At 68.6% G+C, this 21,791-nt stretch carries 12 protein-coding genes and 2 tRNA genes; 4 read left to right on the top strand and 10 right to left on the bottom strand.

Features of this window, described 5'->3' with window-relative positions:
- Positions 1-365: 365 nt before the first annotated feature.
- The 5 genes from E1261_RS27125 to E1261_RS27105 form a co-directional block, all read right to left on the bottom strand.
- Positions 366-441: transfer RNA gene (locus E1261_RS27125), tRNA-Glu, on the bottom strand.
- 78 nt (positions 442-519) lie between these two features.
- Positions 520-591: transfer RNA gene (locus tag E1261_RS27120), tRNA-Gln, on the bottom strand.
- A 118-nt stretch (positions 592-709) separates the two neighbouring features.
- Positions 710-1,591, bottom strand: coding sequence for a CPBP family intramembrane glutamic endopeptidase (locus E1261_RS27115; protein ID WP_132411327.1), 882 nt, complete (start codon positions 1,589-1,591; stop codon positions 710-712).
- Positions 1,591-3,123, bottom strand: coding sequence for a glutamate--tRNA ligase (gene gltX / locus E1261_RS27110; protein ID WP_132411325.1), 1,533 nt, complete (start codon positions 3,121-3,123; stop codon positions 1,591-1,593). The genes E1261_RS27115 and gltX overlap by 1 nt, the downstream gene beginning before the upstream one ends.
- Positions 3,116-3,904: a fumarylacetoacetate hydrolase family protein gene (locus E1261_RS27105; RefSeq protein ID WP_132411323.1), complete on the bottom strand. Its 789-nt coding sequence runs from the start codon at positions 3,902-3,904 to the stop codon at positions 3,116-3,118. The genes gltX and E1261_RS27105 overlap by 8 nt, the downstream gene beginning before the upstream one ends.
- Positions 3,905-3,945: 41 nt before the next feature.
- Here E1261_RS27105 and E1261_RS27100 point away from each other — a divergent pair, with 41 nt between their 5' ends.
- From E1261_RS27100 to E1261_RS27085, 4 genes are read left to right on the top strand one after another with little or no spacing between them, the layout of a single operon-like run.
- Positions 3,946-4,428 (top strand): GNAT family N-acetyltransferase, encoded by a 483-nt coding sequence (locus E1261_RS27100; protein ID WP_132411321.1) that lies wholly within the window; start codon positions 3,946-3,948, stop codon positions 4,426-4,428.
- A complete protein-coding gene (locus tag E1261_RS27095) occupies positions 4,425-5,273 on the top strand; it encodes a 3-methyladenine DNA glycosylase (protein ID WP_132411319.1) in 849 nt (282 codons plus the stop codon). The genes E1261_RS27100 and E1261_RS27095 overlap by 4 nt, the downstream gene beginning before the upstream one ends.
- Before the next feature lie 9 nt (positions 5,274-5,282).
- Entirely contained in the window at positions 5,283-5,477 is a 195-nt protein-coding gene (locus E1261_RS27090; RefSeq protein ID WP_132411317.1) for a hypothetical protein, read from the top strand.
- A gap of 49 nt (positions 5,478-5,526) precedes the next feature.
- Positions 5,527-7,437: a potassium transporter Kup gene (locus E1261_RS27085; protein ID WP_238176447.1), complete on the top strand. Its 1,911-nt coding sequence runs from the start codon at positions 5,527-5,529 to the stop codon at positions 7,435-7,437.
- On the opposite strand, the gene E1261_RS27080 is transcribed toward E1261_RS27085, so the two are convergent.
- From E1261_RS27080 to E1261_RS27060, 5 genes are all read right to left on the bottom strand, one after another.
- Positions 7,427-9,259: a hypothetical protein gene (locus tag E1261_RS27080; RefSeq protein ID WP_132411315.1), complete on the bottom strand. Its 1,833-nt coding sequence runs from the start codon at positions 9,257-9,259 to the stop codon at positions 7,427-7,429. The two genes, E1261_RS27085 and E1261_RS27080, sit on opposite strands and share 11 nt — an antisense overlap.
- On the bottom strand, positions 9,256-14,340 hold the full coding sequence (locus E1261_RS27075; RefSeq protein WP_132411313.1) for a hypothetical protein: 5,085 nt from the start codon (positions 14,338-14,340) through the stop codon (positions 9,256-9,258). Before E1261_RS27075 ends, E1261_RS27080 begins: the two co-directional genes overlap by 4 nt.
- Entirely contained in the window at positions 14,340-17,330 is a 2,991-nt protein-coding gene (locus E1261_RS27070; RefSeq protein WP_132411311.1) for a hypothetical protein, read from the bottom strand. Before E1261_RS27070 ends, E1261_RS27075 begins: the two co-directional genes overlap by 1 nt.
- Positions 17,327-18,466 carry a Kelch repeat-containing protein gene (locus tag E1261_RS27065; RefSeq protein ID WP_165952671.1) on the bottom strand — a complete coding sequence of 380 codons (1,140 nt, stop codon included), beginning with the start codon at positions 18,464-18,466 and terminating at the stop codon, positions 17,327-17,329. Before E1261_RS27065 ends, E1261_RS27070 begins: the two co-directional genes overlap by 4 nt.
- Before the next feature lie 14 nt (positions 18,467-18,480).
- A partial coding sequence (locus E1261_RS27060) for a kelch motif-containing protein (protein WP_132411307.1) occupies positions 18,481-21,791 on the bottom strand: 3,311 nt, incomplete at its 5' end.

Below are 21,791 nucleotides of genomic sequence, written 5' to 3'. Positions count from 1 at the left end.
GCCGCCCCGTGCCCAACGCCGTACCGAGGCACCTTGAGCACCGGTCAACCACATCCACCCCGCCCACATGATCGACCCGTGCCCAAAGTCGGCGCGCTGGACCACCTTGAGCACCGGTCAACCACCCCCACCCCGCCCACATGATCGAACCGTGCCCAAAGTCGCACCGCGGCACCTTGGGCACGCATCAGCCACGTTTCTGGTGCGGCGATGGTTGAGGGGTGCTCAAGGTCGGGGGCTGGGTCACCTTGGGCACGGATCAACCGCATTTGCCCGGCAAGGGTGGTTGAGGGGTGCTCAAGGTGGGGGGAAATTTGGTGGGGATGCAAAAGACCCCCAACCGGGTGGTTGGGGGTCTTTGTCTCTGGTAGCCCCGACGGGATTCGAACCCGCGCTACCGCCTTGAGAGGGCGGCGTGCTAGGCCGCTACACAACGGGGCCAGAGGTGTGCCGACCGGCCCTTGCGGGCCGGGCAACGAGGTTGAACTTTACCGATTTTCATCGGTGCGGTCCAATCCGCTGGGGTACTAGGACTCGAACCTAGACTAACTGAACCAGAATCAGACGGGCTGCCAATTACCCCATACCCCAAAGGCATTTCACTGGGTTGAAGAGTTCGTTTCCGCCCTCACCAACCCGGCTCGGAGAGCTTACCCGAGCCAGGTGCCGGACACCAAAACGAGGCCCCGGCGGCGGGTTGTCACTCCGGTCACACCAGCCTCGGGGTTTGCGCCAAGGGCAGCTCGCAGGTGGTTTCGACCTTCATTCGCTTGCCGATCCAGAGGGCGATCGCACCGAAGAGCGCGAACTTCGCGATGTCGACGAGGACCAGCGACCACGGGGCTTCCTTCGCTCCGATACTGGCGCCGACGCTGTCGGTCAGAGCGGCGTACACGAAGGTGACCACGTTGTTGGCGGCGTGGGCGGCGATGCCCGCCTCGAGGCCGCCGGTGCGGATTGCGAGCATCGCCGCGACCAGCCCGAAGGCGAAGCGGTCCAGGAACAGCGCCGGGCTCTGCCAGGGCAACACGTTGTGCGCCATGGTGAAGAGCACGGTGGTGACGAGGACTGCCACCAGCGGGTTGCGCAGCAGGGCGCCGCACGCCTGCAGCAGGTAGCCGCGGTAGTAGTACTCCTCCCCCGCCGACTGGATCGTCGAGGTCAGCAACACGACCACGATGACCGCCGCGGCATCCGGCGCCGGCCCATCACCCTTACCGAGCAGCTCGATGCCGAGGATCTTGATCGCGAGCAGCGACAACAACTCAACCAGTACGGCGGCCGCGGCGAACCAGGCGAGCGGTCGCCAGCGGATCCGCCCGAGCACCGAGGACAGCAGGCCGGGCGCCTGCCGGTTCAACCGCTGCGCCACGATGAAACTCAGCGGGATGAACGCGGCCAGCGACAGGTTGTTGGCCAGCAGCGTGATCCACGAGATCGTGCCGGCCGGGTCCTGGCGGATCGCCCGGGCGGACGAGATGAAGACGATCGACGCGATCGCCCAGCCGACCCAGATCGTCAGTGCGCCGAGGACGACGTACCCGGCCGGAGCCTGGTCGTTCTTCAGCAGTCGTTGGTACGTCGGGCCCATCAGTGCTCCACCTTCACCAGCGCCTGCTCGATCCGCCGGAGCGAGGTCTCCCGGCCGAGCAGCTCCATCGATTCGAACAGGGGTGGCGAGACTCGGCGGCCGGAGACGGCCACGCGGACCGGGCCGAACGCCTTCTTCGGTTTCAGGCCGAGACCGTCGACCAGCGAGGCCCGGAGTGCGGCCTCGATCGCCGCGGTGGTCCACTCGACGCCTTCGAGTGCGCGCGCCGACGCCTCCAGCACAGTGCCGGCGTCACCGGCCAGCACCTTCGCTGCGGCGTCCGGCTCAATCACGAAGTGGTCCCCCGCAAACAAGAAGCCGAGCAGCTCGACCGACTCCGCGAACGCGTCCATCCGCTCTTGCACCAGCGGTACGGCGGCCCGCAGTACGGCGAGCTGTTCGTCGCTCGGCACCGCCGGCAGGTACCCGGCCGCGACCAGGAACGGGACCGTCCGCGCGGCGAACTCGTCCTGCGGGAGCATTCGCATGTGGGCGGCGTTGATCGCCTCACACTTCTTCTGGTCGAAGCGGGCCGCGTTCGAGTTCACCTTGCGGATGTCGAACGCCGCGATCATCTCCGCCAGCGTGAACACGTCGCGGTCGTCGGCGATCGACCAGCCGAGCAGAGCGAGGTAGTTCAGCAAGCCTTCCGGCAGGAAGCCCTGGGTGCGGTACTCGTCCAGCCCGGCACCGGCATCACGCTTGGACAGCTTCTTGTTGCCCTCGGGCCCCATCACCATCGGTAGGTGCCCGAACCGCGGGGTCCGGCCGCTGCCGATGCCGATCTCGGCGAGCGCTTCGTAGAGCGCGATCTGCCGGGGCGTCGAGGAGAGCAGGTCCTCACCGCGCAGGACGTGGGTGATGTTCATCAGCGCGTCGTCGACCGGGTTCACCAGCGGGTAGAGCGGGTAGCCGTTGGCGCGGACCAGGACGTAGTCGCCGAGGTTCTCAGGGAGGAAGGTGATCTCGCCGCGGACCAGGTCGTCGAACACGATCGGCCGGTCCGGCATCCGCAGCCGGACGACCGGCCGGCGGCCCTCGTCGAGGAAGGCCTTCACCTGCTCGGCGGTCAGCGCGCGGCAGTGACCGTCGTACCCGCTGGGCTGTCCGGCCGACCGCGCGGTCTCGCGGCGGTCGTCGAGCTCCTCCTGCGAGCAGTAGCAGTGGTACGCCTTGCCGGTGACCATCAGCTTGCCGACGATGTCGGCGTAGATCTGCATCCGCTCGGACTGCAGGTACGGGCCGTGGTCGCCACCGGCCTCGGGGCCCTCGTCCCAGGTCAGGCCCAGCCAGCGCAGCGCGTCGAGGGTGTAGTCGAGCGCCTCGGGCGTGTTCCGGGCCTGGTCGGTGTCCTCGATCCGCAGTACGAGCGTGCCGCCGTAGTGCCGGGCAAAGGCCCAGTTGAACAAGGCACTGCGGATGTTGCCGACGGTGAGCAGGCCGGTCGGGGACGGTGGGAACCGCACCCGGACATCTGCCGGAGCCAGGCCGCCCAGGACGCCGGAGTCGTCGCGAGCGGGCCGCTCAGTCACGCACGATCACCCTGTTCGTCAGGGTGCCGAGGCCTTCGACGGTGATCGAGACCGAGTCGCCGGGCAGCATCGGACCGACACCCGCGGGCGTCCCGGTCAGTACGACGTCGCCGGGCAGCAGCGTGGTGAACGAGGTGACGTAGGCCAGCACGGTCGGGATGTCGAAGATGAACTGCGACGTCCGCCCGTCCTGCTTGGTCTCGCCGTTCAGGGTCGTGGTCACCCGCAGATCCGCCACGTCGAGGTCGGTCTGGATCCACGGGCCGAGCGGGCAGAACGTGTCGTACCCCTTGGCGCGGGCCCACTGCCCGTCGGACTTCTGCAGGTCGCGCGCGGTCACGTCGTTCGCGATCGTGTAGCCGAAGATCACTTCCTCGGCGCGCTCCTTGGGCAGATCGCGGCAGATCCGGCCGATCACGATCGCCAGCTCACCCTCGAACTGCAGGTCGTTGGTCTGCTCGGGGTAGACGATGCCGTCCAGCGGGCCGACCACCGAGGTGTTCGGCTTCAGGAAGATCAACGGCTCCTTCGGCACCTCGTTGCCCAGCTCGGCGGCGTGCGCGGCGTAGTTGCGGCCGACACAGACCACCTTGCTGCGCGGGATCACCGGGGCCAGCAGCCGGACGTCGGCCAGCTGCAGCGTCTCCCCGGTGAGCTGGACCGGCCGGTAGAGCGGGTCGGAGTCGAGCAGGGCGACGGTGCCGCTGAGGCCTTCGGGGTCGTCGGTCTCGACGAGGCCGTACTTGGGTTCGTCGTCGACGGAGAATCTGGCGATACGCACGGGCCGAGCCTACCGTCGTACTGGAATGAGACAGTGGTGCGGTGACTTGGGACATCCGCCAGGCCCGGCCGGACGAGTACGACGCCGTCGGCGACCTGACCGTGGACGCGTACTCGCACGACGGTTTCGTCCGCGGTGAGTACGCGGTGACGCTGCGTGCTGCGGCCGATCGGGCAGCCAAGGCTGAACTGTGGGTCGCCGCGGACTCCGACGGCCTGCTCGGCACAGTGACCTACTGCCCGCCGGGCTCGGTCTACCGCGAGATCGGGCTGGATCACGAGGGCGAGTTCCGGATGCTCGGAGTCGCCGGACGCGCGCGTGGGCTCGGGATCGGGACCCTACTGACCTCGCAGTGCATCGAGCGCACCCGTGAGCTCGGACTGCCGCGCATCGTTCTCAGCAGCGCTGTGGCTATGACGACCGCCCACCGCATCTACGAGCGACTCGGCTTCACCCGGCTGCCCGAGCGGGACTGGTCGCCGATTCCCGGCCTGGACCTCTACGCGTTCTCACTCGACCTGTGACTACTCTGCTCAGATCTGACTGGGAGCCGCTCCAGCTCGCTCACACAGCGCGGGCCGATGCGCTCCTGGCCGGCCATCTCGCCCGTAAGCAGCGCCGCGAATCACATCCGGTCGAGGACTTCCTGTTCACCTACTACTCCGCCCGGCCTAACCAGCTCCGCGTCTGGCACCCAGGCCCCGGTCTCCGGTTGCTCGAGGCCCCCGAGTACGCCGAACGCCGTGGCTATGTGGTGATCGATGGCGCTGCGCAACTCGATCCCGCCGAGATCGACCGGCGTACCGACAGCATCACCTGGATCCGCGGGCTGCTGGGCGCCACGCTGGACCGCCAACCGCAGTTCGGGTGTTTCGGGTTGCACGAATGGGCGATGGTGTACCGGACGGACGCCGTACGGCATCAGAAGTGGCCGTTGCGGTTGGGGGCCGAGGGCACCGATCAGGTGGTCGAGTCGCACAAGATCGGCTGCTCGCACTTCGACGCCTTCCGGTTCTTCACCGACGCGGCCCGGCCACTGAACGTCCTGCAGCCGACCCGCGAGGCCCAGCCGCAGCTCGAGCAGGGCGGCTGCCTGCACGCCAACATGGACCTCTACAAATGGGCCACCAAGCTCGCGCCGTTCACGCCGAGCGCACTTGTTCTGGACTGTTTCGAGCTCGCCCGCGACATCCGCACGCTCGACATGCGCGCCTCGCCCTATGACCTGGCACCGCTGGGTTATGACCCGGTCCGGATCGAAACGACAGAAGGCAAGGCCGAGTACGCCGCCGCCCAGCGGACCTTCGCGCAGCGCGCCCGGCCGCTCCGCGAGCAACTCGTAGCCCTGTGCAACGAACTTCTCGACTAACCTCCGTGCATGGGAAAGATCGTCGCGATTGCCTTCGGTGTACTGCTGACCGTGCTCGGCGCCGTCTGGGCGTTGCAGGGACTGGGCTATCTCAAGGGCAGCTCGATGACCGGTAGTTCGCTGTGGGCCATCGTCGGCCCGATCGTCGCCGCCTTCGGGATCTCGCTGATCTACGTGGCGATCCGGGGTCCGCAGAAACGCTGACCCGCACGCCCTCCGGGAGCCGTCCCGGACGCGTGGTTCAATGCAAATCGTGACGAGCCAGACCACGGGGGCCCGGACCCCGGCCAAGGCCGCTTTGATGATCGGCGCCCTCGGCGTCGTCTTCGGCGACATCGGGACCAGTCCGATCTACACGATCCAGACGATCTTCAACCCGGGTGACCCGCACCCGGTGGAGACCGCCACCCAGAACGTCTACGGGATCATCTCGCTGATCTTCTGGGCGGTCACGATCATCGTGACGATCAAGTACGTGCTGCTGGTGCTGCGGGCCGACAACCACGGCGAGGGCGGCATCCTGGCGATGATCACCCTGATCCAGAACATCCCGCGCACGAGTAGCCGCCGTACGACGGTGATCCTGGCCGGGCTCGGCATCTTCGGCGCGTCGCTGTTCTTCGGTGACTCGATGATCACGCCGGCCATCTCGGTGCTGTCCGCGGTCGAGGGCGTCAAGGTGATCCAGCCCGGCCTGGATGACTGGGTGGTGCCGATCACCGCGGTCATCATCATCGGGCTGTTCAGTGTGCAGAAGCACGGCAGTGCGCGGATCGGCCGCTCGTTCGGGCCGATCATGATCGTCTGGTTCCTGGCGATCGCGGTCTGCGGGATCGGCGGCATCCTCGACCACCCGACGATCCTCAAGGCGCTCTCGCCGACGTACGCGATCGGGTTCCTGACGGGGCATTTCGGGACCGCCTTCTTCGCGCTGGCGGCCGTCGTACTGGCGATCACCGGTGCTGAAGCCCTGTACGCCGACCTCGGACACTTCGGCCGTCAGCCAATCACGCGGGCGTGGCTGTTCCTCGTCTTCCCGGCCTGCATCATCAGCTACCTCGGCCAGGGTGCGCTGGTGCTGGAGGACCCGAACGGCTACACCAGCCCGTTCTTCCTGCTGGTGCCCGAGTGGGGCCGGATCCCGATGGTGGTGCTGGCGACGGCCGCGACCGTGATCGCGTCGCAGGCAGTCATCACCGGTGCGTTCTCGGTCGCCCACCAGGCCGTCCAGCTCGGCTACCTGCCGCGGCTGCGGATCCAGTACACCTCGACCGAGACAGCCGGCCAGATCTATGTTCCCTGGGTGAACTGGGCGCTGATGATCGCCGTACTCACGCTGGTCTTCGCGTTCGAGACCTCGGCCGCGCTGGCGTTCGCCTTCGGGATGGCGGTCACCGGGACGATCGTCATCAACTCGCTGCTGTTCTTCTACATCGTCCGGAAGCAGTGGCAGAAGCCGTTGTGGATGGTCATTCTCGGTGCCGCCGTCTTCCTCACCGTCGAGCTGCTCTTCCTCGGCGCGAACCTGACCAAGTTCGTGCACGGCGCCTGGCTGCCGCTGCTGATCGCGCTCACCGTCTTCCTCGTCCTGACGACCTGGCAACAAGGCCGCCAGCTCGTCACCGCCAAGCGCGAACGCGAAGAGGGCCCGCTCCGCGAGTTCATCGACACCCTGCACGAACGCCCACTCACCCGCGTCGACGGTACGGCGGTCTTCCTGAACCGCGGCAACACCACCGTCCCACTGGCGATGCGCGCCAACGTCGAGCACAACCACGTCCTGCACAAGAACGTGGTGATCCTCTCCATCGAGACCCTCACCGTCCCGCACGTCCCCGCCGACGAGCGAGTCCTGGTCGACGACCTCGGCTACACCGACGACGGCATCATCCACGTCACCGCCCGCCTCGGCTACGTCGAGACCGCCAACGTCCCCGAGATCCTCGAACAAGCCGCCGCCCACAGCACCGAACTCACCATCGACCCCGACGACACCTCCTACTTCCTCTCCGCCATCGAACTCAAACTGGGCGACACCACCGACATGCCCCGCTGGCGCAAACGCGTCTTCCTCGCCACCACCGCCATCACCGCCGACGCCGCCGAGTACTTCCACCTCCCCCGCGAACAGGTAGTGATCGTCGGCTCCCAGATCACTGTTTAGGCGGAGTGTCGATCAAGCGGTCGAAGGCCAGGCCGCTTGAGGCCTCGCCACGGCCGCTGGAGCGTTTGGCACTGAGCCAGAGTGCGACGGAGCCGTCGCGCCAGCGGGTGCGGTTGTAGGCGGTGGTGAGCAGGGTGCCGGTGCGCGGGACCTCCTCCTCGTGGACGAGGTACTTGCCCTTGTTCGCGACCAGTCCTTCGCGCAGCAGGCTGGTCTGTGGGCGGACCGGCTCGCCGTCGATGCCGAGCATCGCGCCGCGGCGGAGCTGGATCGTGCGGTTGCTGCCTTCCACCTGGACGGGGACGAACGGGATCCAGTTGTCCGGCACCGAACTCATCGTCTCGTAGGAGACCGGAGCGCGCGGGTCGTCCGGCACGATCTCCGGCCAGAACTTGCGCCGGTACGCCGTTCGCTCGGCGGCAACCTCGCTTCCGCGCCGGCCGCGCCCCGTGGCGAGCGGAACGGTCTGCTCGATCGCCCAGACCATATTCGCGTTCTCGTCCCGGACCAGCATCGCCTCCTCCAGCGCGGGCCCCTCACTCACCTTCGGAACCGTGGCCGGCAGGTACAGGCTGGTGTCAGCGGAGACGTGCTCGGACCCGATGGTGTCCAGGCCGAACATCGCCCAGCGACGGCTGTCCTGATCGTCACCGGCACCGGCCGGGGTGATCCACAGCCGCTCCTCGAACACGTCGGTGACCGCGAGCCCCTGCACCGTGGCGATGGCACCGGCCGGCAGATCGCACGGAACGACGTACCAGTCGTTGCTGTAGACGAGTGCGAACTCGAGGAAGACGAGCCGGGCCAGGTCGGTGCTGTCCGGGCTGACGGCGGCGAAGTTCGTCCGGCCGTCCTCGAAGGCCCACCAGCGCGGTAGCGGCATCCCGGAGAACCGCACCGGCGCCGGGAAGACCGTCGTCGTGATCGGCGCGGACGGCGGTGCCGCGCCACCCAGGGTGGCGTCCGGGTCGATCGAGAACGCGTGCCAGTCCAGCTCACCGCCGGGATACTCCTCGGCGGTCAGCACGCGCTCCCCGGTGCCGGTCCGGGCCGCGACCGAGAACCGGTGCTCCAGCCGGCTCGAGTCCCACGCACCGTTGTCGGCCGGCTGGTCGATCAACCCGTCGAACCACTCGACCAGAACCTTGCCGAGCTTGCGCAGCTCGCCTCGGACCAGCGGGACCAGCAAGCCGGTGATCCCGTCGTCGGCCAGGCCGCCGTTCTTGCAATGGAGATACAGCTCGTACCCGTCCAGCCGGCGCCCCGCGACCGTCTGCTGCGCCGACCACACCTCCGGATGAGCGATCCGCGGACTGTCGAGGTCGAGATCAGGATTCGGTACGGCGATCGGCCAGCGCGTCCGGTATTTGTCTCCGAGCCCGAGCAGCGTCGGGATCAGGTCGTTCGAGCCGATCAGCTTCAGCCAGCGCCGGCCGATCGCCAGCCGCAGGTCGTAGGAGATCCGGTCGGTCCCGATCGTGAACGGAACCCGCCGCCGCTCGGCCCGGGCCTCCAGCGGATCGGCGGCCGTCAACGGCTGAACGACACCGTCCGCCCCCGCCCGGAACACCGACGGCGTGGTCACCTCGACGTGGTACGTCGCTGTCACCGGCGATCCACCATCCGACCCGCGGAACTCGCCGAGCTGCCACTGCCGGCTCAGCATCCACAACGGATCGCGCACCTCGGCCCGCAATGCCCGGCTGAAGTCCGTCGTCCGCGGTCGTCCTTCAAGCCGGTTCCACAACCCGACGGTCGGCAGCACGCGATCCCGCAGCGCCGCCTCCAGCTCGTCGATCCGGACGGGTGGTTCCGCACTCATTTCGCCCCCAGGGCTTCGGCTTTCCAGCGCAGGTTGCCGGTCGCCAGGTCGGTACTGATGGTGATCTGCTGCCGGGTCGCCGACAGCACAGTGGCCGGGAGCAACTGCCCGTACGCCGTCCGGTCCAGCTGCGCGGGCTCGACCGCCCGGACCTTGGCCAGCTGATAGGTGTCGTTGACCGCATCGACGAGATCGGACCAGCTCCACTTGCCGGTCCGTACCGGCGGTGCGACCAGCAGCATGGTCTGCGGAGGTTCGGAATCCGGTCCGTCGTAGTTCAACGCGATACCGCTGGACTCGGTCGTCGCCGGGATCACCTCGGTCCACTCGTCGAGGAGCAAACCGCAGTACCGCTCGCCGTCCATCGAGCGATCCGCATAGTGCGCGGTGTAGAGCAGCTTGTCCTCGTCGAGCTTGTAGCCGGCCTTGAACTCGAGCCCCAGCCAGCTGTCCTCGTCGCGGTACGGCAACTGGACCGGCGTCAGCTCGGGCTCGCGCCAGCCGAAGATCGGCCCGAGCAGCCCGCCGTCACCGCGCAGCGCATCACTGAGCAGCACGACCTGTTCCCACCACCGCGGCTTCTCCCGAACCCGTGCCACTCCGTGTGCCCAGTCGTCGATGGCGAACCTGGGCAGGTGTGCGAGCAGCTGGGAGCTCTCGTCCCGGCTGTTCTGCCACTGGTCGAGCGCACCGGCCGGTACGCCGAACTCCGGGATCACGAGCACGTCCTCACCGAGCAGGATCTTCAGCGCATCGGTTGCCGCCAGCACCCGATCCGGCCCGGGCACGGCGGCGTCGTACTTGGCGATCTCCACGGCGACGTTCTTGACCCGCTCGTCGATCTCTTCGCCCAGGGTCTTGGCCCGGTCGCGCAGATCGGTGGCGGTGCCGATGATCCGGTCCTCGAACGGCGTCAGATCGATGCCGGTGGCATCGAACTTGGCGAGCGGCAGCTTGCCGATGGCGGCCAGCAAGCCGCTGAGCGTCGGCTCCGTGGTCTTCGCCAGCGCCTCGTACTCACCGCGCCGGCGGTCGAAGTCCGACCGGTCGATCCGCAGCCGGGTGCGGAGCGCCAGTGGGCTGCTCGCCGGGACCGACGTGGTGAGCAGCAGCCGCTCGACCTGCAGCAGCAACCGGAACCGCGCGTCATCGGGCGTGTTCGACGGCAACGCGTCGTACACCTTCAGGAGGTCGTCGGCGGCCTTGAGCGAACCCTTCATCCGCTCGTGGACCACCTTCGCCGCGGCCAGCACCTCGCCGTACACCTCACCGCGCCAGCGGGACAGCTCACCCCAGTTGCTCCGCACCATTCCGAATCCGCTCGCGGTAACGCCGAGACCGGCGTACTCGCTGAGCAGGCTGTCGATCTGGGCGACCAGCTTGGCGCGCTGCACCGGCTCGACCAGCAGCGGGGTGACCTTGTCCTCGAAGGCCTTCGACCGGGTCCGCAGTTCGCCGAGGCTCTCGAGCACGGCGACGACCCGGTTCTTGTCCAGTACGACGTTCTCGTCCGCGGACCGCTCGACCACCGCGGCACCGGCCGCCGGCGTCAGGTCGGTGGATCGCAGCGGCCGGGAGGTCGTCAGCAGGGTGCGCAGCGCGTCGATCAGCGGGGACAGCTCGAAGAAGGTGACCGCGCCCGGGATCCGCTCGGTGTAGTGGATCGTCAGCTCGGCGTCCGGCCGCGGTCTGTCCCGCGCAATGACCGCGCCGAGGATCCGGTCGTCGAGGTCGGTCAGCGCGCCCTCGTGCTGCGGGCGGAGCGCCCAGAGCAGGTCGATCGGCGCCAGCCCGAGGTCTGCCTGGCTGACGATGCGGCTCTTCGGAGTACCGTCCGGCGCCTTCCAGCGAACCATCACCTGCACGGTGCCGGCGGGGGGCACGATGTCCGGTAGCCAGATGTCGACCGCCGGCTCGGCCTTGCCGCGCGGCGTGGGCCGGTCGTCCGGATCGAGATCGGTGCGCAGGTTGAGACCGAAGCGATGGGTCAGCGTGTGACCGCTGCGCGGCGTCCTGATCACCGCCGGGTCCGGCGGCAGCCCTTCCTTGGCGTAGGCGTCCAGGGTCGCCGAGGCCCGTTCCGGGTTCCCCATCAGCGCCTGATGGGTGCCCTCGGCAACGGCCAGGTCGGCGAGCGCGTCCTGGACGTCGATCAGCTTCTTGACCTCCGCGGTGATCATCTTGGCCTGGGTCTCGCTGGCCTGCCGCAGCTTCGGCAGGCCCCACGGATACAGGGCGTCGGGGCCCAGCGGAGCCACCTTACGGATCAGCTCGAGGCCGTCGACGACGTTCCGTGCCTCCAGCACCTCGATTTTCGTACCGTCCGGTGCCTTGGTCAGCTTGCCGGTGCGCAGCGGGAACTCCTGCCGCAGGGAGAAGATGAACTCGTCCAGCTCGACATCGGTGTGCCGGTCGTGCAGACCGCGCTCCAAGCGGTAGCCGAGGACGGCGCCCAGCGACTGGCCCTGGCGCATCGAGTCCAGCACGGACAGCGCGATCCGGATCCGCTCGCTGGTCAGGTTGATCGCGAACGTCTCGGGATCGGTCGCACTGCGATTGGCCTGATACCCGGCCCGCAGTACGGCGGCTGTCGTGGCGTGGCTCATCGAGGGCGCGTGGATGTAGCCCCCGTTGGTGGTGTCCTCGCGCAGCGGCCGTGGATCGTCGTCGGTGAAGACCTTCGCCAGCTCGCCGGTCAGCGTCTTCCCAGGCAGCGGCGGATTGCGCGGCTTGACGCCGTCGAGCCACCCGTACGCACCGATGTGCACGCCACGCTTCACGGTCCCGTCGGCCTGGTAGCGCAGCTCGGCCAGGCGTTCGGTGACCAGACCGGTTCGCCAGGCGTCCAGCCGGTACGTCGCCAGGTCCAGATGCTCGGTCAGGACCCGCTCGAGCTTGGCCGTCGGCAGCTTGGCCAAGTGGCCGATCGCTTGCAGCTGCTCGCGGAGCCGTGCGGTCTCGGTCGCTGTGTCCAGCACACCCGGGATGTACTCCGCGATGGTCTTCGCCGGGTCGATCGCCTCGATCCGCGAGTACAGCGTCCGGTACCGGCTCTCGCTCGGGATCGAACCGGTGGCGATGTGGATGAAGTCCGGATCCGTCGTCGGCACGTCGATTCCTACCCGCGCCGCGAGCTGCCGCGCCGCGTCCTCCCAGCCGAGCAGCAGGGCGTGCCGCAACAGCAGGTAGAGGATCGCCGCGGGCGGGTTGCCGTCCAGCCCGTCCTCGAGACGGATCACGTCCAGGTTGCTACCGCCGTACGTCGTGAGCCAGGTCAGGTAGTCCTTGCGCAGCGGCTTGGTCTCCGACAGCGGCCCGTCCTCGATCAGCGGTCCGAGCAACGGGTACTGCGTTTCCAGCGGCAGGCGCCCGATCACGTCGGGGTCGGTCCCGGCGTACCCGAGTCTGCGCAGCAGCGCGCGGATCTCGTCCGGCCCGGCGAGCTCGTCCAGCACGTCGAGACTCGCACCACGCAGGATCTCCGCGGCGCTGCGCGAGTACCGCTGGTGGAACTCGGCCGACGACGGATGCAGCGCCAGGATGTCGAGCAGCAACTGATGAGCCTGCCGCGGGGTGTCGAGATGCGGTACGTCGAGTGCCGCGCGATCCCAGTCTTCGCCGATCGTGCTCACCACGCGCTTGAGCCCGGAACGGAAGTCGGTCTCCGGCCAGGCCAGCTTCCGGAACGCGGTCGTCGGCAGCACGCCGTACGGCTGCCGTCCGATCCGTACGGCGGGCAGCGGTCCGCGGCCGGTCACCGAGCGCAAGAAGAACTGCCGGGTCTGCTCGACCGCGGCGGCCGGCAGCATCGGGTGCAGAGTGGTCGCGAGGAAGTTGCCCCAGGTGGCCGGCCAGAGCGCGGTGTTCGCGGCGCGGGCGTCCTGCTGATCGGTGCCGTCCGCGTTCGGCACGGCCATCACCTGGGCGGGGTCGAGGCCGAGCAGCTCGGCGTACCACTGCCCGTCGGACTTGGCCGCCGCGTCGGCCGCCAGGGCCGGCCGGGCGGCAGGTGCCGCGTCGGTGCTGACCTGTCCGGCGGCGCGCTCCTCGGTGTTGTTGGTTGGGGTGCCTTGGGCAACGAACGAGAACGCATCGGAACTCCGGAGCTGATCGGTGATCAGGCTCCCGAGCTCGGCAGCCTCCAGCTCGGGTGTCGAGCCGGTCCGCAGCCCGATGACGACCAGCCGGTCGACACCGTCCGCGTAGTCGCCCTCGCGTTTGATCCGGATGCCCATGCCGAGGTCGACCGCGCGCTGGAAGTTCGTCAGCCAGAGCAGCTTGTCCGGGACATGCAGCTCGCGGGTGTGCTCGTCGATCTGCAGCTGGTCCTCGCGAGGCGTCTTCGGGTCCGGGCTGACGGCGAGCCGCTGCTGCGACAGCGAGGCCCCCGGGAAAGCGAAGACCTGACGATCGCCGCGGTAACCGATGAACATGAACCGGTCCGGCAGCAGCCGGGCCTCGGCCGCCCGCGCCCACGAGAACGGCGCGAACACCGCAGGCCGTGGGAGCACGAGGAAGGCGACCGTCACCGCATCGCCGGCGCCGGCCGGGATGTTGTCGATCCCGACCGGACGGCGCGCACGGATCGCCTCCGCCCGGTCGGGACCGACGGCTGTGAGCAGGGTGAAGTCGGCGGTCCGGATCGCGCCGCGATCACCGCGAGCCCGCCAGATCGACGTCCAGTACGTCGTCGTCGGCTGCCGGTCGGCGGTCGGCAAGGCCACCGGGCTGTTGATGACGAGGATCGGCCCGGTCGTGGTCGGCCGGTCCGCCGGGTTGGCCGGATCATGTTCGCCGACCAACCAGCCGGCGCGCCCGATCGCGATCTGCGTGGTCAGCTGCTGCCACGCCGCCTGCACCGCGGCCTGGTTGCCACCCGCCATCCAGACAGCAGTCCAGTACGCCGATACCGCGCCGAACTCGGCCTCGGTCGGCAGCTTCTCGAACTTGTCGATCGACCACTCGTCGGGGAACACCCGGACCAGCAGATGGGTCTCGGTGAACCGGGTCTCCAGCCGGACCGGACCGAGCAGCACCGGGTAGTCGTCGGACAACCGGTCCGCGGGCAGTTCTTCGGTCATCAGGGCAGCATCTCCTGGGCGTGCACGGCCATCAGAATCGGAACCTGGAACAACATGTAGGCCAGGTCGGCGGAGCTCAGCCTCCAGTGCCAATCCGGCAGCGCCTGGTCGTCGAGCTTCTGGACTTCCTTCTCCTCGTCGTCGTTCGGGTCGGGGTCATCCGGGTCGTTGAAGTCCGCCAGCTTCACCAGGACTTCCTCGCTCAGATCGATGAACCCGGTCCGGTTCGGGTCCACGTTGCCCCAGGCCAGGTCGTTCCAGACCTCGACGTTCCCGGTCGCACTCTCGTCCAGCCCGAACCGCAACTCCCCCGGCCGCTCCTTGATCACGAAGAACCAGCCGGCGTCGCCGGGCTCGGGATCGCCCGGCTGCTGCGGTCCGCCCTTGGCCTGCTTCGCGGTCAGGTCGAAGCCGAGCAGGTAGATGTCCGGCTCCACCTTGGCGGCGTAGATCGGAGTCCGGATCTCGGTGTCCAGGTCCCGCTCCCGGCTGAGGTCGGGCTGCCCGTTCTTCAGCTCCCACTTCGCCTTCTGCGCGTAGATCGCGGCGGTGGGGTACTTCTTCAGCAGGTCGCCCCGGATCACCAGGACCAGTTCATCCTCGTTCTCCTTGGTGGCCTCGCGATGGTCGTGACCGCCGAGCACCGACTCCGGTGTCCACTCGTGGACGGGCGGAATGTCGTAGAGCTGCTCGCGCGGACCCGGGATCGTATTGACGTCCCAGAACTGACGGAACGGCGTACCGCGCAGGTCCGTCGGGAACTCCCGCCACAGCAACTCCCGGGCGAACTCGTGGTTGAGGCCGACCAGGTAGGACTCGATGAACTCCTGGTCGGTCTCCAGCAGCGTGATGCTGTTCTGTTCGACCAGCCCGATGTTCGGCACGAACAGATCCGGCGACAGCTTCAGCAGCGACTCGTACATCGGTTCGTCGAAGACCGGGTAGGCCATCGCCTCGATGAACTTGTCCGCGAACGGGCGCAACCGCGGTGGCAGCCGCACCGAGTCGAGCAAGCTCCGCGGGACCGTCGTCTCCGCGGACAACCCGGTCTGTACGGCGCCGGTCGTCGCTACGACCCCGAGTTCGGGGCGCACGGGCACCTCGGCACCGGCGGCCGCGTCGACGAAACTGCGCGCGACATCGGCCAGCGCCTGCTCGAGCCGGTCGTCGGCGACCGCCTCGACGGCGAACTGGGCTGCGTGCGTCGCCAGCCGATCCGCAGTCAGCCCGCCCGGCGGCGTCTTCGGCGGCGCAGCGACCACAGTGCCCTCGTCGATCAGCGTGATCAGCTCAGCCGGTGGCGGCGCGTGCTCGAAGTCGAGCGCCCGCATCAGCCGGCCGGGTCGCATCATCCGGCGCATCGGCGCCGACACCGGCGCGGCCGCCACCCGGCTCCCGGCCAGGTGGTAGCCGACGGCAACGGTCTCGACCGCTTCCGTCAGGCCGTTGCCGACCGGGACCTCAGTGGTGACGCGGGGATGGGCGGGCGCTGTCAGGGTCAGCGCCCGCCCGGACCTCGAAGGGACGCGGGTGGTCGTGGCCGGTTCCTCGAGGTGCTTGGTCTGGATCCGGCCGGCGACCTGCCGGGCCAGCTGGGCGGCGCGGATCTTCGCGTTCGCAGCGATCACGTCACCGACCTGCGCCCAGGCCGCTGCCATCAGTTCCTCCTGGCGCTCCTTCACCACCTGAGTGCCGAAGTTCGCCGCCATCCGGAACCGTGGGTCCAGGTTGAGCTTGTGCAACCACGCCCGCTTGAGCGGACCGTCGACGTCCAGTCGCGCGGTCATCGCGTGCCAGCGCCCGTACAGCGGTGGCGTGATGATCGGGTCGTCGTCCGCGAGCAACGCTCCGGCGCCGGCGTCGTACCTGGTGTGTGCCTTCGTCACACCGGTCGCCTGGTAGTCGCCGGCCAGGTTGATCCACTCGGCGAGCTTGCGCTGGAACGGCTGCGGGAAGCTCGCCTTGTCCCAGTCGTCGTACGCGTCGTGCTTGGTTCCGATCACCCGCAGGGCGCCACCGAGCCGCAGTACGCCGGGCGGTTCGGTCGTGGTCGTGATGCCGGGGAGCAGTGGGTGCGGCGGGTTGTGGGCGTCGACGTCGCGCCGGGCGACCAGGGGGTTCTGCTCGCGCGGCTGCAACAGCCGGACCAGGTCCTCGAAGTCACCTTTGGTGCCGGTGCTGAAGTACCAGCGGTGGTAGTACGGCAGGCTGGCTGCTTCCTCCGGGTCGTAGTTGCCGTCTTCGCCGCCCCAACTCGGGTACTCCGCCGACGGCGTCTTGCGGGGATCCAGCCCCAGGCCCGCGAGCCGGCCGGCCTCGAAGGACGGTACGAGGAACGCGTGGTAGCCAGTACTGGGCAACAGATGCCGCGGCGACAGCAACCGCGAACAAGCGAGATCGGCGTTCGTCCGGAGTACTTGCTGGAAGCGCGCCATCGCAGCTTCCTTGTTGTCCGCGAGCACGCCGTCGGCGAGCGGACCGTTGACGTGGACATGCGCCCAGGCGCCCAGCTTGTACGGATTCGGTAGCGCGTTGGGGTTGTTGACGGTGATGAACGGCAGCGGGCGGCCGGTCACGGCGCCGTCGGTGAACTCGCCGCCGTCCGCACCGTCAGGCCCCGCGGCCAGCACTACCAGCGCCAGCCACGGACGGATCCGGCCGGTCTCCGGATCGATCCCGGCCGGGCTGTAGCGCCAGAGGAAGTCCTCGTCGTAGAACTCGATGTGGGCCAGGTAGTTCGGCTCGACGTTGGTGACCCAGGACCGGGGTTCGGTGCGGACGATCGCTCGCGGGTCGATACCGATCACATCGCCGGGGCCGTACAGCTCGACGTCCTTCGTGATGTCCTGCGGCGCACCGCCGTCGGCCTGCAGCCGAAGGCCGACCGGGACCGTCGCCCGGCCGGACGCACCCGTCCCGCCGGTGATCTTGGTGGCGATCCCGGTGCGCAGGAAGGGCAGGAAGGAGTAGTAGGACCCGTCCTCACTCACGCCGGGCTCCAGACTTCGGCCGTCGCGGTCAGCTCGTCCTTACCGGGCTCGGCCGCGGCCGGTCCGGAGCGGGTGACCCCACCGATGACGACCACCTTGCCGTCGACCGCGGCCGCCGCGAAGCCGAACCGGCCGGCGGCCAGCTGACCGGCCGACTCCCAGGCGGGCCTGCCGTTGACCAGCTTGTACCGCAAGGCGTTCGGGTAGCCGATGTCGGCGGTCGCGCCATCGGTGCCTCCGGCAACCAATGCCTCCTTGTCCGCCAGCGCGACAGCGCGGTGCCCGCTGCGGCCGTACGGCAGCGCCGGGCCGGCCGCCCACTGTCCCGAACCAGGCGTATAGAGCTCGGTGGACTGCAAGCTGAACGGGTTGTAGGTGCCGTCCCCCGGACCGCCGGGTGAATGCCCACCGACGACCAGCACGGTGTTGTCGCTCAGCTCGACTGCCTGATGCCCGGTCCGCGGTACGGCGAGACTTCCGGTCGCCGTCCAGGTGTTCTTGACCGCGTCGTACAGCTCGCAGTACGCGAGGGCGGCGTCCGCCGTACCGGAGACCGGCGTACTGCCGCCGATGACGAGGACCAGATTGTTGCTGAGCAGGATCGACTGGTGACCGCTGCGGGCGTCGAGCATCGGCGCCGCGTCGGACCAGGTGCCGTCGCCGGGCTTGAAGATCTCGGCCGAGGCCAACGCGCCGTGTGACTGGGGCGAACGACGGTTGCGGCCGCCGGTCACCAGGACCCGGCCGTCGGAGAGGACGACAGCGCTGTGCCCCCAGCGGCCGACCTTCATCTCCCCGGTGCCGACCCACTTCTTGTCCTTCGGGACGTACAGCTCGGCCTTCTTCGATCCGTCCGACGGGAAGGTGGCCGCGCCGCTGATCCCACCGGCGACCAGCACCACGTCGTCCTTGAGCAACGTCATGGAGTGCAGGCGCCGGGCCTGGGTCAGCGGCAGGGTCTCGGTCCACTCGTCCGTGCCGACCGCGTAGAACGCCGACTTGTCCAGGGCCTTCCCTCCTGCGTCGGCGCCACCGGCCACCAGCACCCGCTTCTCGGACAGCACGACCGCCGTGTCGTCCTGTCCGGTCCAGGCCGTGGCCGTGCTCAGCGGGTCCTTCGTGGGCTTCCAGGTCATGACTGAGTCCTCCATCAGGGCGTGAAAAGCTCGGCGGTCGAGACGCTGACCGTGCTCCGTTCGATGCCGCCGGCAACCAGCAGGCGACCGTCGGGGAGCAGTGCAGCGGCGAAGTCGGTACGGCCGGTGCCGAGCGGGCCCGTGCTGCGCCAGGTGTCCTTGGCCGGGTGGTAGACGAGGACCGAGCGGAAGCCGGCATCGTGGGCCGGACCGGTGGAACCGCCGATCACGACCACCTCCCCCGACGCGATCCGGATGCTGTGGTGGTGGCTACGTCCGGTCGGCAGATCCTTGACCCGCTTCCAGACGCCGTCCCGATAAACCTCGGCAGTGCGCTGACTGGCCGGATCGAACCGCCGCGCCACCGCGACGCCGGAGGCATCGCCACCGGTCACCAGCACTCCGCCGTCGGCCAGCAGCGTCGCCTGGTGCCCGCTGCGCGGTGCAGTCAGATCTGCGGTCACCGTCCACGTCTTGTCGGCCGGGTTGAAGATTTCGCAGAAGGCGATCGGCGCCGACTGCGTGTCGCCGGTCGGCCGGCGACCGCCGATGACAAGCACCTGCTCACCGATCAGCACCGCCTGGTGGTCGGTCCTTGCCTCGCTCATCGAAGGGACGGCCGTCCACTTGCGAGTCGCCGGATCGAACAGTTCTGCTGACGCGAGGGCACGGCCGTCGGTGCTGGTGCCGCCGGCGATCAGGACCAGGCCGCTCTTGAGCCGCGTCGCCGTGTGCCCGGAACGACCGACCGTGAGCGGGTCCGGTACGGCGGACCAGGTGTTGGTGACGGGGTCGAAGATCTCGGCCGAGGTTTCGGTGCCAGTGCCGCCGATGGCCAGGGCCCGTCCGTTCAGCAAGGTGGTGAGAGTGTGTCCGTCGCGCGCGACCGTGAGCTCACCGGGCGTCGTCCAGGTCGCGGTGTCCACCTCGAACAGTCCACCGGACCTGGTCGGAACACCGTCCGGCGTCGTACCACCGGCGTACAGGACCTTGCCGTTGTTCAGGGCAACCATCGGCGAGCCGGTGGTCGTCACCGGCAGCGTGCCCGCGGACGACCAGCGCTCCGGCACAGGCGCCGTACCGTGTGCTTCGTCGACCGGGATCACGTGCAGCTTGCCGGCGAGCCGCGGGTCCTTGCCGACCCGGTCGCGCAGCGCGTCAGTCGCGGCTGATGCGCTCCGGAAGCTGGTCGCCGTACTGCCCGGGAAGAAGGCCTGCGAGTTGTCGCGGGCGTAGGCGACGACATACCGGCGGCCGGGGATCCTGACCGCGTCGTCGAACGGCTGCAACTGCTTGGCACGCTGCTGCGACAGGGGCGACGTACTCACGCTGTTGCCGGCGAGCAACCGATCGAAGACCGCCGGATCGGGCTGGTAGTACTTCGACTTCGGCTTGGCCGCGGCGCTGACAGTGGCCAACGGTTCGGTACGGCGCGGCTTGGGCTTGCGTTTGTTGTCCAGGATCCGCAGTTCGTAACGCGAGCTCCGGCGGACGAACCTCGACCTGGCGATCTCGGTCGCGCTCTGCTCGGCCGTCAGCTCGATCCCGGCGTCCTGCCGCTCGTAGGCCGGCCGGCTCAGCTTGGTCGCGTCGTCCATGGTCTGGTACTGCGCCATCGCGAACTGGTCGTCGGTCGCGGTCACCTGGACCAGGCCGCTGTTCGGCGCCGGCTCGACGGTGAAACGGTTGCCGTCGCGCGGCGCCTGCTGACCGACCCGATCCAGCCGGACCCCGAGCGGAATCGCGCGCTGCTGCACGGTCAAGGTCCCCATCGGATGCAGCACCAGATCCTCGGTCGGGTCGAGCTGCCGCAACGTCACCAACGGCTTGGTGCCACCGGTCGGCAACTGCGTGCGCCAGCCGTCCACCTTGCCGATCTCCGAAACCAGCAACGGCAGTACGTCGATCGGCGGCAGCACGGTGTTGTGCTCCTCGCCCCAGGTGATGTCGAAATCGGCCGAGATCTCGAAGAACAGCAGCGAGATCGATCCCCGCCCGTGGGCCCGGAACGGCGACGGCCCCTCGAGCACGAAGTGCAGGTCGATCCCGAACAGCCCGACCCCGAAGGCCTTCAGCGACACCCCGGCCGCGACCTCGATCACGAACGCGAACGGTGAGAACCGGAACAGCGCGTCGAACCCGAGGTGCCCGTGGATCCCGAAGTCGTCGAACCCCAGCGTCAGCTCGGCATGCGCCCCGAACTGCACCGAGTTGCTGGTGATCGCGAAGTACCCCTCGACCCGGATCCTGGCGACGCCGTTGTTGAGGATGTCGATCGCCAGCCGCCGCGGGACCGGGAACGGCAGCGCCGGCGGCTGGAAGGCCGGGTGGAACCCACCGACCGTCAGCACCAGCTCGGCATCGTCGCCCCAGCCGACCAGCAGCCCGATGCCGCCCTCGATCGACATGAACAGGATCCGCGACTCGAACAGCTCCGCGAAGAACCACAACCGCGACTTGTCGAACTCGATCGCCCCGGCGAAGTTCACCTGCAGCACCAGCAGCGGCAGCTCCTTGGTCGGCAGCAGGCACTTCAGCACCCCGACGATCGCGATGTTGCCCGGGATCTCGATGATGACGCCGAGCGACACCGTCACGATCGACGGCGTACCCCACCCAATTTTCGCCATCGGCCCGATCAGGAACTTCCCGTCCTCGGCCGGGAAGAACGTCCGCAGATCACTCAGGATCCGCGGCGCGTTCGCGACCACGTCCTTCGGGAACATCACCGACTCGATCGCCCCGCTGCGCACCCCCTGCGCCAGCGCGTCCAGGTTCATCCCCCGGTTCAGCCCCACCAGCCCACCGACCGCCAGCAACGTGAACCCGTACCCGAGCTGGATCCCGCCACCACCGAACTCGGTCGCGATCACGATCAGCAGCGAGAACCCGTCGCTCCCGTCCGGCTTCTTCGTGCTGATCAGCCCGATCGCCTTCAGCTCCAGGAAGTTCGCGAACTCCAGCTCAAGCGCCCCGGCGTACTCCCCCTTCTCCGGATCGAACGACAGGTAACCCCCACCACTGATCACCCCCGCATCGACCGAGAGCCCGACCCCCGTCGGCGGCTTGAACCCGAACGACACATCCAGCGGCCCGAGGTTCCCGTCCCCGTCCGGCCGGATCGCGAACGTCGCCCGCACCCCGATGTCCTCAACCACCGCCTGCAAAGGCCCGAACGCCACCTTGAACGTCGTCCCCACCCCGACCGGAATCCCCTCACTCCCGGCCCCGACCGACAACGTCAGCCCCTGAACCTCCACCGGCCCGATCCGCAAATGCACCGGAACCTGCAACTCCAGCCCCGCAGACCCCCGGAAGTACAACC

It is taken from the genome of Kribbella albertanoniae (assembly GCF_004348455.1).
GTDB lineage: Bacteria > Actinomycetota > Actinomycetes > Propionibacteriales > Kribbellaceae > Kribbella > Kribbella albertanoniae.
Note: the sequence above shows the minus strand (reverse complement) of the source record. Positions and strands in the feature narration are given on the sequence as shown.